The 13,612-nt window shown below is 35.4% G+C and carries 16 protein-coding genes and 1 other RNA gene; 5 read left to right on the top strand and 12 right to left on the bottom strand.

What is annotated here, in order from left to right:
* The 11 genes from pstB to rnpB all read right to left on the bottom strand — a co-directional run bounded on the left by pstB (position 1) and on the right by rnpB (position 9,557).
* Positions 1–759, bottom strand: coding sequence for a phosphate ABC transporter ATP-binding protein PstB (gene pstB / locus G558_RS0108545; protein ID WP_028829807.1), 759 nt, complete (start codon positions 757–759; stop codon positions 1–3).
* A gap of 14 nt (positions 760–773) precedes the next feature.
* A complete protein-coding gene (pstA, locus tag G558_RS0108540) occupies positions 774–1,580 on the bottom strand; it encodes a phosphate ABC transporter permease PstA (protein ID WP_028829806.1) in 807 nt (268 codons plus the stop codon).
* Entirely contained in the window at positions 1,580–2,470 is an 891-nt protein-coding gene (gene pstC / locus G558_RS0108535) for a phosphate ABC transporter permease subunit PstC (protein ID WP_330363837.1), read from the bottom strand. Before pstC ends, pstA begins: the two co-directional genes overlap by 1 nt.
* Positions 2,471–2,537: 67 nt before the next feature.
* A complete protein-coding gene (locus G558_RS0108530) occupies positions 2,538–3,413 on the bottom strand; it encodes a phosphate ABC transporter substrate-binding protein (protein WP_028829804.1) in 876 nt (291 codons plus the stop codon).
* A 164-nt stretch (positions 3,414–3,577) separates the two neighbouring features.
* Positions 3,578–4,972, bottom strand: coding sequence for an asparagine--tRNA ligase (gene asnS / locus G558_RS0108525; RefSeq protein WP_028829803.1), 1,395 nt, complete (start codon positions 4,970–4,972; stop codon positions 3,578–3,580).
* 42 nt (positions 4,973–5,014) lie between these two features.
* Positions 5,015–6,157 carry a murein hydrolase activator EnvC family protein gene (locus G558_RS13425; RefSeq protein ID WP_051188606.1) on the bottom strand — a complete coding sequence of 381 codons (1,143 nt, stop codon included), beginning with the start codon at positions 6,155–6,157 and terminating at the stop codon, positions 5,015–5,017.
* 3 nt (positions 6,158–6,160) lie between these two features.
* On the bottom strand, positions 6,161–7,051 hold the full coding sequence (gene ftsX / locus G558_RS0108515; RefSeq protein ID WP_028829802.1) for a permease-like cell division protein FtsX: 891 nt from the start codon (positions 7,049–7,051) through the stop codon (positions 6,161–6,163).
* Positions 7,029–7,730 carry a cell division ATP-binding protein FtsE gene (gene ftsE / locus G558_RS0108510; protein WP_028829801.1) on the bottom strand — a complete coding sequence of 234 codons (702 nt, stop codon included), beginning with the start codon at positions 7,728–7,730 and terminating at the stop codon, positions 7,029–7,031. Before ftsE ends, ftsX begins: the two co-directional genes overlap by 23 nt.
* Before the next feature lie 17 nt (positions 7,731–7,747).
* The gene (gene rsmA, locus G558_RS0108505) at positions 7,748–8,626 is read right to left on the bottom strand and encodes a 16S rRNA (adenine(1518)-N(6)/adenine(1519)-N(6))-dimethyltransferase RsmA (RefSeq protein WP_028829800.1); all 879 of its coding nucleotides are present in this window, start codon (positions 8,624–8,626) and stop codon (positions 7,748–7,750) included.
* Positions 8,619–9,167 carry a ribonuclease M5 gene (gene rnmV / locus G558_RS0108500; protein ID WP_028829799.1) on the bottom strand — a complete coding sequence of 183 codons (549 nt, stop codon included), beginning with the start codon at positions 9,165–9,167 and terminating at the stop codon, positions 8,619–8,621. Before rnmV ends, rsmA begins: the two co-directional genes overlap by 8 nt.
* A gap of 51 nt (positions 9,168–9,218) precedes the next feature.
* An RNA gene (gene rnpB / locus G558_RS13430) (RNase P RNA component class A) lies at positions 9,219–9,557 on the bottom strand.
* A 188-nt stretch (positions 9,558–9,745) separates the two neighbouring features.
* On the opposite strand from rnpB, the gene G558_RS0108495 reads away from it, so the two are divergent.
* Positions 9,746–10,333 carry a zinc dependent phospholipase C family protein gene (locus G558_RS0108495; RefSeq protein WP_028829798.1) on the top strand — a complete coding sequence of 196 codons (588 nt, stop codon included), beginning with the start codon at positions 9,746–9,748 and terminating at the stop codon, positions 10,331–10,333.
* Positions 10,334–10,397: 64 nt separating this feature from the next.
* Here G558_RS0108495 and G558_RS0108490 read toward each other — a convergent pair whose 3' ends face one another.
* Complete coding sequence (locus G558_RS0108490; protein WP_028829797.1) at positions 10,398–11,462, bottom strand: phosphodiester glycosidase family protein; 1,065 nt, start codon at positions 11,460–11,462, stop codon at positions 10,398–10,400.
* Positions 11,463–11,825: 363 nt separating this feature from the next.
* Here G558_RS0108490 and G558_RS0108485 point away from each other — a divergent pair, with 363 nt between their 5' ends.
* The 4 genes from G558_RS0108485 to G558_RS0108470 all read left to right on the top strand — a co-directional run bounded on the left by G558_RS0108485 (position 11,826) and on the right by G558_RS0108470 (position 13,611).
* Positions 11,826–12,374, top strand: a complete 549-nt coding sequence (locus tag G558_RS0108485) for a GNAT family N-acetyltransferase (RefSeq protein WP_028829796.1) — start codon at positions 11,826–11,828, stop codon at positions 12,372–12,374.
* A 166-nt stretch (positions 12,375–12,540) separates the two neighbouring features.
* Complete coding sequence (locus G558_RS13420) at positions 12,541–13,050, top strand: Na+/H+ antiporter subunit E (RefSeq protein ID WP_051188605.1); 510 nt, start codon at positions 12,541–12,543, stop codon at positions 13,048–13,050.
* Positions 13,047–13,325 carry a monovalent cation/H+ antiporter complex subunit F gene (locus G558_RS12805; protein ID WP_036931828.1) on the top strand — a complete coding sequence of 93 codons (279 nt, stop codon included), beginning with the start codon at positions 13,047–13,049 and terminating at the stop codon, positions 13,323–13,325. Before G558_RS13420 ends, G558_RS12805 begins: the two co-directional genes overlap by 4 nt.
* Positions 13,318–13,611 carry a cation:proton antiporter gene (locus G558_RS0108470; RefSeq protein WP_242825223.1) on the top strand — a complete coding sequence of 98 codons (294 nt, stop codon included), beginning with the start codon at positions 13,318–13,320 and terminating at the stop codon, positions 13,609–13,611. Before G558_RS12805 ends, G558_RS0108470 begins: the two co-directional genes overlap by 8 nt.
* The last annotated feature ends 1 nt before the right edge of the window (position 13,612 follow it).

Raw genomic sequence — 13,612 nt, 5'->3', positions numbered from 1 at the left:
TTAACCAAATCTTCCCGTTATATAATCTTCAGTTTTTTTGTTAAAAGGCGTTGTAAATATCTTTTTTGTCAAATCTTTTTCTATGAGTTCTCCTAAAAGAAAGAACGCTGTTTCATCAGATATTCTTGCCGCCTGCTGCATTGAATGAGTAACTATAACTATTGTATATTTTTTCTTAAGTTCTTGCATAAGATCTTCAATCTTTGAAGTGGCAATGGGATCAAGTGCCGAAGTAGGCTCATCCATAAGAAGTACCTCTGGATTTACAGCAAGCGCCCTTGCTATACAAAGCCTTTGCTGTTGTCCGCCAGAAAGTCCAAGAGCCGAACTCTTGAGCCTGTCTTTTACTTCATTCCAGATAAAGGCTCCCTTTAGTGAGGTTTCTACTATCTCATCTAGTTTTGCCTTATCTTTAATTCCATGAGTCTTTGGGCCATAAGCTACATTTTCATATATATTCATAGGAAATGGATTCGGTTTTTGAAATACCATTCCAACTCTCTTCCTAAGCTGATATACATCTATACTATTTTTGTATATATCTGCTCCATCAAGAAGAATTTCTCCTTCAATTCTGCAAGCTTCAACAAGATCATTCATCCTGTTAAGAGACTTAAGAAATGTAGATTTCCCACACCCTGACGGGCCAATAAGTGCTGTAATACCTTCTTTATTTAAATCTATGTTAATATTTTTCAGCGCCTGAAAATCACCGTAAAATAAGTTCATATTCTTTATTGAAAATTTATAGTCGTTCATAAAGTTCCCTTTCATCAGTTGTTATTTCCTAGTTTTTTACTCAGAAAAGTTGCTGAAAAATTAATCAGAAGTACTGTTATTATCAAAACTGTAGCTGTTGCAAACGCGTCTTCAAAAGATATTCCTTCTTTAGCTAACAGATAAAGATGTACAGAGAGCGTCCTTCCCGAATCCATTATGCTTCCTGGTATCTGAAGCACCGTACCAGCCGTTAATATTAGTGCTGCTGTTTCTCCCACCACGCGACCAATACTCAGTATCATAGCCGCCAGTATCCCTGGTGATGCTGTGGGCAGTATTATTCTAAATATAGTCCTTATCTTTGTGGCGCCAAGGCCATAGCTTCCTTCTTTAAATTCTCGTGGTACAGATTTAATTGTTTCTTCTGTAGATCTTACAATTGTAGGAAGTATCATAATGCTCGCTGTCAGTGATCCTGAAATGAGTGACCAGCCCCAGCCTAGTGTTTTAACAAAAAACAGCATCCCGAAAAGTCCGTAAATTATAGAGGGTATTCCCGAAAGACTCTCAGTTGCAAATCTTATAATTCTGGTCATTTTTCCTTGTTTCGCATATTCTGTAAGATATACCGCTGCAAATATACCTATTGGCCCAGAAATCAAAAGCGCTATAGCAACCATATGAAGTGTAGATATAATGGCTGGAATAATTCCGGTCTTCTCATTTATCAAAAAATCTATGTTGATTCCCGGTATCCCTTTTATGAGAATATATGACAGTATCCAGATTAAAAACATAAATGTTATGGCTGCTGATATATATACCATGATTTTCAATATATTATTATACATAGATCTCATTATCTGTCACCGCCAGTCTTTGTTGTAAAGTAATTCAGGATAAAATTCAGAATCATTATGAATACAAAAAGTATAACTCCTATCCCAAATAGTGCTTCTTGATGAAGGCCACTTGAATAAGACATCTCCATGGCTATTGTAGCAGTCATAGTCCTTAACCTGTCCAAAAGGCTTTCTGGTATTACCGGAGTGTTCCCCGAAACCAGGATTACAGCCATTGTTTCGCCTACAGCTCTTCCTATACCCAAAACTATAGATGCAAGTATACCCGATTTCGCAGATGGCAGAATAACCTTGAATATGGTTTCAATGTGAGTTGCACCAAGCCCAAGAGATCCCTCTTTGTAGTATGAAGGAACTGCTCTTATTGCCGCTTCACTAAGATTTATAATTGTTGGAAGTATCATTATACTTAGTATCAGAACCGTTGCAAGAAGGCTATTTCCGCCTCCTCCAAACATTTCGTCTATAAGTGGGACAATCACAACAAGCCCAAAAAAACCATATACAACCGATGGTATCCCTGCAAGCAGGTTAATCGAAGTACGCATTATTGCAGCTGTTTTAGGTGGTGCAATCTCGGCTAGAAAAACTGCCGTAAATACTCCTACTGGAAGTCCAATAAGGATGGCTCCAAGTGTCGCGTATATGCTTCCTACGATCATTGGCCATATTCCATAAAAATCTCCAGTTGGCTCCCACATTTTTCCAAATATAAATTCCTTAAATCCCACCTGAGCAATCGCCGGGATTCCCCTTTTCATTATATAAAAGGCTATGAATATTACTGAAAAAACCGCAAAAAGCCCACATAGAAAAAATGCTATCTCAATTGACTTTTCAGTTTTCTTCCTGGCATTTACCCTCTTTATATTGTCCATATCTTTCATGCTTCCACCTCTTTGCTCAGATTCAATCATAAGTCCCTAAAATAAAAGGAACTTATGTGATTTGCTTTTATTTTACTTTTATATATCCGTCTTTTTCTGCTTCCGCCTGACCTTGTGCACTCATTACATAATCCAGGAAAGTCTGATCTGTTTCTGTGATTTCTCCCTTAGTAACAAATACAAAGGGTCTTGCTACAGGATAGGTTCCTGCTATTATATTTTCAGCTGTCGCATCCGCACCTTCAACCTGAAGCGTCTTTATTGTTTCATCTATATAACCCAGTGATACATATCCAATCGCATTCGCCTTTGATGCAACATTTGCTTTTACAGCCCCTGTGCCTTCTGCTTGAAGAGCATTCGCTATCAGTCCACTGATTTTTTTGCCTTCAACTTCTTTCTCAATTTTTAGGATTTCTTCAAAGGCTCCTCTTGTTCCTGATCCTGACTCTCTTGAAACAACCAATATCTCTTCGTCATTGCCTCCAACTTCTTTCCAGTTGCTTATCTCTCCCATGAAAATCTTCTGAACCTGATCCTTAGTAAGATTTTGTACCGGATTTTCTGGATTTACCGCTACTGCTATTCCGTCTTTGCATATTACAAGAGGAGTTGCTCCTTCTGCTATTTCTTCGTCTTTAAGCTCTCTTGATGACATTCCTATTGTTGCACTTCCATCTAGTGCCGCTTTTATTCCTGCACTTGATCCAACCGCCTGGATCTCTATCTCGACATTTGGGTTAATTTCTTTGTAAGCTTGCGCCAGTTTTTGTGCCAAAGGATCCACTGAAGTCGATCCTACAAGGATTATTTTTGATGATGATCCCTCTGCTAATGACGGTTCCTCTGTTGTTGTTTCTTCTTTTGATACACATCCTGCAAGCAGGCCTGCAGATAATACCGCCGTAATAGTCAGTGCCATGATTTTCTTATTAAATAACATATTTGCTCTCCTTTTCAATTTTTTATTTTATTTTGTTTTCCTTACATACATATTTTAACTTAATTATCGTCATCGTTTGTTATGACTGTGTAAAGCCTATGTAAATTCTATGTAAATTCGCATAAAAAAAAGACCCAGGTTTATATTCCCAGGCCTTATTTGTCTTAAAATTCTGCTGATCCAACTGTTCTTGGAAAAGGGATAACATCTCTTATGTTTCCCATTCCAGTAAGATACATTATAAGTCTCTCAAATCCAAGTCCATATCCGGCATGTTTTACTCCACCGTACTTTCTAAGTTCAAGGTACCACCAATAATCTTCTTCGTTAAGATTCATTTCTTTCATTCTATCTGTTAAAACATCATATCTCTCTTCTCTTTGAGATCCTCCTATGAGTTCTCCAACTCCAGGAACAAGAAGGTCTGCAGCTGCAACTGTCTTTCCATCATCATCAAGCCTCATATAGAAAGATTTAATATCTTTTGGATAGTTTGTTACAAAGACTGGTCTCTTGAATACTTTTTCTGCAAGATATCTTTCGTGCTCTGTCTGCAAATCCGATCCCCACTCAACTGAATAGTCAAATTTTTCTCCAGATTCCTGAAGGACTTTAACCGCTTCTGTATAGGTTATTCTTCCAAATTCAGATTTTACGACATTTTCCAGTCTATCAAAGAGTTCTTTGTCAATTATCGAATTGAAGAATTCCATTTCTTCTGGTGCATTTTCCAGTACATATTTTATAACAAACTTCAGCATTTCTTCTGCATTATCAAGATAATCAGTTAAATCTGCAAAGGCCATTTCCGGTTCCATCATCCAAAACTCAGCTGCATGTCTTGAAGTATTTGAATTTTCCGATCTGAATGTAGGTCCAAAAGTATACACATTCTTATAGGCTAAGGCGAATGCCTCTGCATTAAGCTGTCCACTTACTGTAAGATTTGTTTCTTTTTTAAAGAAATCTTTGCTTTCGTCCACAAGGCCTTGGTCATTTTTTTGAGTATTGTTCATATCAAGAGTAGTAACTCTAAACATCTCTCCTGCGCCTTCGCAATCCGATCCTGTTATTATAGGTGTATTCACATATACAAACCCATTTTCCTGAAAGAATTTATGAATTGCATAAGATGCAATAGACCTTACTCTAAAGGTTGCATTAAAAGCATTTGCACGAGGTCTTAGATGAGCTATGGTTCTCATGTATTCAAAAGTATGCCTTTTTTTCTGTATAGGATAATCTGAATTCGAAGTCGCTTCTACAGCTATTTTATTAGCTTGTATTTCAAACGGCTGCTTGGTTCCAGGCGTTTCAACAAGCGTTCCTGAAACATTTATTGCAGTGGCAATTGGAAGCTTTACTACTTCTTTAAAATTTTCAAGTTTTCCGTCTTCAATTACTATCTGGATATTTTTAAAAAATGTTCCATCATTAAGTTCAATAAAACCAAATGTTTTTGAATCTCTTGAAGTTCTTATCCAACCTTGTAATGTTATTTCTTTTCCCACATACTCCGCAGGTTCTCTGAAGAGTTTTTTTATATCTACTGCCTTCATATAATTTATCTCCTTTTACATTTTTTGCCATTATTTTTTATTCTAAATATAATTTCTCGGATTTACTGTAGCTCCATTTTTTCTGACTTCAAAATGCAGATGGTTTCCTGTAGAGTATCCAGTAGAACCCACTTTTGATATAAGCGATCCCCGTTTAACGCTCTGACCTGTCCTTGCTACAAGAGATGAATTATGTGCATATACTGTCACTATTCCACCGCCGTGATCTATCATAACTACATTGCCATAACTGTTCTTGTATCCAGAAAATATTACTACCCCATCAGATGCTGCATACACTGCGGTCCCTTTGGGCGCTGCAATATCAAGTCCCTGGTGAAAGCTTTTTGATCCATTTATAGGATCGCTCCTGTATCCATAATTGGAAGTTATGGTCCCTTTTACAGCGAGTGGCCAGTGCATTGTCCCGCCAGAGTAGTTTTTCTGTGTGGAGCTTTTGCTTGTTGGTTTTGCAATAAGTGACTGAATCTGTTTTTCTATAGCCGAAGATTCTCTTTGAAGTTCTTCTTCTTGAAGTTTTAGCTTATCTAGATCCTGGGCTATCTTATGTTTTTCGCTAAATTGTTCTCCAAGATTATCCTCCATTAAGAGCTTTTCACTTTCCATCTCTTTTTGAATCTTAGACATTTTTTCTTTGCTTGCTTCAAGTGATTTTTTTTGTTGCTCGTGTTTTTGTTTGCTTTGCTCCAGCTTTTCAAGGAGCTCTTTATCATGATTTACTACCCTTTGTATATTATTTACATTAGACAAAAGATCAGTGATGTCTTCTGAAGATAAGAGAACCTCAAGATAACTTATATCATTAGTCTTGTACATGACTCTGAGTCTTTCCTGAAGAAGTTCCTCATTTTTTTCAAGGTCTTTTTCTATTTCAGATATCTTGTTTTTTGTTGCTTTAATATTAACATTAAGTCCTGCCATCTGCGACTGAAGCTCATCGAGCTTTAACTGGCTCTGATTTATTTTCTGATCTAAACTGTATATGTTTTTATTTATATTATTTACTTCTTGTTTTTTCTGACTTATTTCTGCGTTTATTTTTCCCTTTTCAGTTTTTATATTGTTTAGCTTACTTTTCTGGGTATTTAAATCAGGTGCGGCAAACACTGTCGTAAAAGACAATGAAGCTATAAGTATTGCGCTCAGAATCACTCGCTTTTTCATTATTTATACCTCCAGATATCTTCTTACCGAAATCACACTGCCAACAGTTCCAATTCCAATTCCCATAGATATAAACACCTTTGATATTGTACCCAGGATGTCATTTATATTTATGAGATATCCATTTATAAAATTCATACTGCTCGATATGAGGAAGTCATACACTACTCCGTAAAGGCCATATGTCACAAATATTGCTATTACAGCCCCTATGAAACCCAGTATCAAACCTTCTATTATAAATGGCCATCTTACGAACCAGTTAGTGGCTCCTATATATTTCATTATAAATATCTCTCTTTTTCTTGCATAAAGTGTCAATTTTATAGTTGTAGCTATTATAAATACCGAAACAAAAGTAAGTATCGCCATAAGGGCAAGTCCAAACTTGTTTACAGTTGAAGCTATGCTGTTGAGTTGCTGAACTATATCCTTGTAATAGCTTATATCATCTATTTTATCAAGTTTTTGAATATCTGCAACCATCTGGTCTGCCTTCTGGGTATCTTCTATTTCGACTATATATGAATTTTGAAGCGGATTATCAATACCTTCAAGCAGATAGGAATTTTCTCCCCATCTCTGTTTTAAATTTACGAGTGCCTGTTCTTTAGTCTCATAAGTTATACTTCTGACATTTTCAATTTTCTCAATATTAGTCCTGACAGAAATTATGTCATCCTTATTCAAATCATCTTCAAGAAATACCTGAACTGAATTAAACTGTTCTTTTGTCTGCTCTGATATGAAGTTTATATTCAAAACTATACAAAGCATTATACCCAGAACAAAAAGAGACGATGCAACAGAAGCAATCGAAGCCAAAGACATAGATCTATTCCTTGTAAGTCCTTTTAGTCCTTCTTTTATGCTATAGATAACATTGTTTAACATTAGTGTAGTTCCCCCTTTGCACGTCACTTGTAACCAAACCTTTATCGAGGGTTATTACTCTCTTTTGAAGCTTATCTACTATTTCTTTTGCATGCGTGGCTATTATAACAGTGGTTCCTCTTCTGTTTATATCCTGAAGAATTTCCATTATCTCATCAGCATTTTGCGGATCCAGGTTTCCCGTGGGTTCGTCGGCAATAAGTATTACAGGATTATTTATAATAGCTCTGGCTATTCCAACTCTTTGCTGTTCTCCGCCCGAAAGTTGATTTGGATAAGATTTAGCCTTGTCGCTGAGTCCTACAAGAGAAAGTGCAACCGGGACCTTTCTTCTTATATCTCTTTTCTTTTGTTGAGTTATCTCCATTGCAAATGCAATGTTTTCATATACTGTTTTATTAGGAAGCAGCCTGAAATCCTGAAAAACAACTCCCATATTTCTTCTGAATTTTGGTATTGTTCTAGGCGAAAGTGAAGCTACGTCTTTTTCATTAACTACAAGTGTTCCTTCTGAAGGAACCTCTTCTCTCAATAGCAGCTTTATAAAAGTGGACTTTCCTGCACCCGAACTACCTACAAGAAAAACAAAATCACCTCTGTTTATATTTATATTCACGTCTTTTAATGCAAATTTGTCTTTTTTTTCGTATTTTTTACTGACATTTTCAAATTTAATCAATTTTGCCTCCTCTGAAACTACTTGTTTAGCGTTTCTCTTCTTAAACAGTAAATTCGATTTGATAAATCGGCAAATTCCATTATAGTAAGAGTCTCCCCTCTTCTTTTTGGATCTATGCCCGAAGCTCCAAGAGCTTTTTCAATAATATCTTTTTCAAAATCCCCGTAAGTCGATAGTGAGTTGAGAATTGTCTTTCTTCTTTTTGAAAAAGAACCCTTAACAACCTCAAAAAACAGATCTGAATCCATGAGATCCACACCTTTATCTTGCTTAACATTTATTTTCAGAACAGCAGAGTCAACATTAGGCGATGGCACAAAGGCTTCTTTTGGAGCTTCTGCTATTATTTTGCTTTCTGCATAATACTGCATGGCTACAGATAGACTTCCATAAGCTTTTGTGGAAGGTCTCGCTGCCATTCTGTCAGCAACTTCTCTTTGTATCATGATCACCATTGATGATAATTCTATATTCTCTTCAAGGAATCTCATTATTATAGGAGTTGTTATATAATATGGCAAGTTTGCCACAACCTTTATTTTCTGATTTGGTGAATACTCGCTTACCAGAGCGGCTAAGTCAACTTTTAGTATGTCCTGATTTATAATTTCAACATTATCATATTGTGATAATGTTTCATTTAATATAGGTATCAGTCTTTTGTCAATCTCTATCGCTATAACTTTTTTTGCTCTTTTTGCAAGCTCCTCGGTAAGAGTTCCTATACCTGCACCAATTTCAAAAACTATATCATTTTCTTTTATATCTGCACCATCTACTATGTCTCCCAGGACATTTGCATCAACAAGAAAATTCTGACCCAAAGACTTAGTGAAATTAAATCCATATTTTTTAACAATAGCTTTCGTAGCTTTGTCATTTGCTAAATTACTCATATATCTCCCTGTTTATGTTCGTTAGCGCTTCATCAAATTCTTCTCTTGTAATACCATAATTATTCAATCTTGATAAAAACTGTTTTGCATTTGCATAACCTATTCCCAGTTTCTGGCCAACAAGGTCTCTTCTTTTTCGCGAATCAAGGTTCATCAAAAGATCATTATCTATAAGGTCTTTATTAGTAAACTCCGTTCGTTTTGAAGTGCTCTGATACCTTGCACTTTCAAGAGCCAGAATTATAGCCTCAGGACTAGCATTTTCAACTCCGATGTCATCACCTTTAAGAGCAGATTCTCTTGGAATATATGCATGTTTGCATTTACCTGCAATGCTTATAATCTCTTTTCTTATTTTTTCTCCCGCATAATCAGGATCTGTAAGTACAATTATGCCCCTTGTTTGAGCAGCTTTTTGTATACGTTCCTTTACATCTTTCGGAAAACCAAAACCATTTGTCGCAATCATTTCTGCGTCTACGGCTTTCTTTACTGCGGATATATCGTCTTTACCCTCTACAACAATTACTTCTTTAATCAAATTTATCTCCAGACATTTTTTACAAAAAAACCAACGCATATGCATTGGTAATTAATGAGTATACCTGTAAGCCGAGTTCTGTCTTGAACAGTCATCTATCTAGGCCTGCTGTCACCAGCAGGCTCAAGCGACCTACCTACGGATAGGGACGGGCAGCCCCCTTTCTCGATCCTACTTGGTCTTGCTCCGGATGGGGTTTACATAGCCAATTGATCGCCCAATTGCTGGTAAGCTCTTACCTCACCTTTCCACCCTTACCTGTATAACAGGCGGTATATCTCTGTTGCACTTTCCTTAGAGTCGCCTCCACTAGGTGTTACCTAGCACCCTTGCCCTACGGAGCTCGGACTTTCCTCATGGTGTTACCCATGCGACTATTCGGTATACTCACTGAAATATAATACCACAATTTCCAATTAATTTCAACTTTTCATTAAAATTTGTTTTAGATGGTAATATATATTTATCATCTTATATATATGTGTCAAGTTTCTTGCATTAATATTTTAAAAAATTATTGTAATTGATTTTCTATTGTAGTAAAATGAAAGTTGTAATATAAACAAGGAGGACAATAAATGCTAATTCCAACTCATATGAGAATGTCAGAGCTTATATATTCAAATATCGAAAAAAATACTGATTTTTCACCCGGTAAACTAACATTCAAGACTGGAAACATGAGTCCTGATATGCCTTTTTATCACAAACATCTTAAACACTACAAGCATCAGAATTTCGATTATATACTTCAGATGATAAACGATCTTTCATCTGTTGACCCAACAGAAAGCATTACTACTCTAAATGTGTATTCTTACAGACTTGGAGTTATAGCACATTATGTATGTGATTATTTCTGTCTTCCTCATCATGACAGAAATACCTATCAGGATAATCTGAAAAAACATCTTATCTATGAAAAAGATCTTCATAAAGCAGTAAAACAATATATCCATAAAAATGAGATTCAGTTTAACGAAAGCCTTTCAGTAGAAGGAAGCGATTTGATATCTTTTTTTGATGATCTTCTTCAAAAATATCTATACGAGGCAAATTCATTTGAAAACGACCTTAACTATGCTATATCTGCGGCCTCAATGATTTGCTCAGCTATAGTACTCAGTTCACTCAACGTAAACGCTGAGGAACTCGTTTACGCATAATATAAAACTTAAAAGGTATATAGATTCTGACATTTGCCAGATCTATATACCTTTTTTAATTCCCTTATTTAAAATACAAAATATTACTTAAGTTTCTGCCAGGCGTAGTTATTAACTTGCCATTTGCATAGAGACCGCTCGATGCACCACCATCCAGATTCATCGCATCACTGCAGCCCAGGCTCAGCATTATTCCCCCTAGTTCACTCACTTTGGCAGCTGTAGTAACTATAACTACATTTCCATTTGATTTTATACCTATAGCCGATCTGGCTCCACTATTTGCAAGTATTTTTGATTCAGTAAATCCTTCATTTTTATAACTTTGAATGTCTGTTATCTTATTAGAATTATTTAAAACCATAGGACCGGCTCCGATTGCCAGCATGATATCGTTATTTTCAAGCCCGGCAACTTCATATTTCCACCTTACGACACTTCCTGCACTGCATCCTTGCGCAAATCTCAAAAGAGCTTCACTGTTTCCACTTATATTAAGTACAAAACCGCCTTGAGGTATCTGTACGTTCTCACCTGAAACTTTTTTAACAACATTTCCATCACTGTTTACAACAATATTTATTCCAGATTTTATACCCAAATCCTTTCCCCATTTGTCAGTATAAAGATATATTCCCTGAGCACCCACTTTTCGGTTTATTCCATAAACCCCCACAGTGTGACCAGTATTTTCAGCTGTAGCTGATATACTGGTTTTCAGCCTGCCGATTCGAGGGCTTCCATCTTTTGCAACAGTAAAGCTTGTGCCATTATCGTATTTATGTATAAGTTCTCCTTTATTAATCAAGTTCCCATTTGGAGAAAATGGTCCTTGTTTCTCATAAGCATTGAAAAAAGTTCCGTTTACAGCCACCTTCGCTGAGTATGCCTTAGCCATATTAGCCAGAGGCTGAACACCGCCAACCTTATTCTGCCCAATAGCAAGATAAGCCGTCATGTCTTTTGATGATACTTCTACAACATTTACGTTTCTTCCCGCAACAACCTTGGAGTAAGTCTTATAATTAGAAGCAGATTTGTTCTGCTCCGCATAAACTCCAACTCCCGAAATCATAACAATCAAGCTAGTCACAAGACTTAATACTTTTACACCTTTTGTTTTTTTCATATGCACTCCTTATTATATTTGATTATTTAAAAATATTATAACTTGAATTATATATTATATTAATTTTATATTCAACCGATTTACAAATTTACACTACAAATGTAAGAAGTAGTAAAGCGAAATGATTTGACAAAAATATATTATTTTGTTATACTTAAATAAGTTTACAGTAAAAAACATTATGTTTAAGTAAATAATTTGTAAATTGCGTTTGAACGATGTAACCATTGATAACACACGCTTACACTGAATAATATTTCTGTAATTTACTACTGATTTTATAACATTAAAAGTCAGCATTTTATACAATTATGATACATTGAAAGTATCTGGAAAAATTTTTTTAATTAAGGAGAGTGATTTATGTATTTAGAAGAAAAAACAAAACTACCTAAGAAGGTAATACAAAATTTAGATGGTGATATCGAAAACTTAAAAGTTTATCTTGTACAGGACTACAATTCCAACTTACTTAAACGTATGGTAAATTTTGGAGTAAATATATTTGGAGACCTTGGCATGGATGAATGGGGATTAGTACCTCAGATTCGACACGGTAACGTGTATATGCTACGTGAAGAAAGCAAAAAGAAAATAATTGGACTCGCTATACTAATGCGAGACTGGGAAGACACTGACAAGTGTTATCTTTTTGATTATGCTATTGCACCCGATTTCCACGGACAAGGACTCGGCTTTCACTTCCTGAAGGCTGTCATAGAAAATGTAAAAGATCAGGGATTCAACAAAATGGGTCTTACTGTAGATGTTGATAATGCCGGTGCTATAAAATTATATAAAGACAAAATTGGATTTGAAATTCTCGATATGAATAAAGATGAATACGGCGAAGGTCATGACAGGTATATCATGAACCTGGATTTCAACAATCTTAACTATAAAAAAAACTAATATACAACTTATAAAAACTGCATTTCTTCTCATAATATTAATGAGGATAAGATGCAGTTTTTTTGTTCAGCTTACTTTTGCTACCTGTTAATTCTATTTGTTATTGGGTATATTATAAAAAAACAAAAGAACAACTTAATCAAATTAACCATATTTTACTACATTTTTGAAAGGAGGAGCCTCTATCAGTAAGCCAACCTACTACATCCAGATCTATTTTATCCTTACGCTTTATTGGGCGTCTCTTTTTGAACTTTTTTCAGTTCAGATACTTATATACGGTCTTATCTTTTCTGTAATTACTGTTTTTATTTCAGAAAAACTCACACTTCATGATTCCTACTATAATCTTTATTATTTTAACATATTAAATCTGCCACTATACTTTTGTACTCTTTTAGTAGAAATATACAGATCCAGCTTTGCTGTCATACCTGCTATTTTATCCGGAAAATCAGATTTAGCAATCATTAGTATACCTACAAATATAAAAAACGATTTTCAGGTTTCTATAATGGCCAACTCCATAACACTAACACCTGGGACCATCACTATAGATATGAAAGAAAATGAGCTCATGATACTTTGGCTCAATCCAAAAACAAGCAACTCAAGTGCAGCCGGAGATATTATTAAAGGTAGATTTGAAAAAATTCTAAAGGAGGCTTCTAAATGAAAACAGCTACATTCATCCTGACACTCCTCACTTTAATAAGCGCCTTAAGAATCCTTATAGGCCCCACTATATGGGACAGGTTACTTGGATTGAACCTTGTTACATCAAAAATAGTGATAATAATGATTTTTTTTGCATCTATGACCCAGCAGACCTACATCCTCGATACCGCTCTAGTCTATGCTTTATGCAGCTTCACCGGAATCATATTCATATCAGTGTATCTTAATAGAAAAGGCAGATTTAAAGAAGGCGAGGATGATAATAATGATTAATATCATTTCAAATATAATAATATCTATGGGAATTGTTTTTGTGACCTTAGGGATAATAGGAATATATAGATTTGAAAGTTTTTATAAAAGAGCGCTCGTCTCTTCTATAGTAGACACCACAGGTTACTTGACGCTTATGTTTGGAATTATACTTAAGGAAGGACTTTCTTTTTTTTCTCTCAAAGTGTCTTTTATAGTCCTAATCACACTGATAGTAAACCCACTTATTTCACACGCAATAACAAGATCTGCCTATATAAGTGGATATAAACTAAGAAAGGACTGAT

This window comes from Proteocatella sphenisci DSM 23131 (genome assembly GCF_000423525.1).
Taxonomy (GTDB): Bacteria; Bacillota; Clostridia; order Peptostreptococcales; family Filifactoraceae; genus Proteocatella; species Proteocatella sphenisci.
Note: the sequence above shows the minus strand (reverse complement) of the source record. Positions and strands in the feature narration are given on the sequence as shown.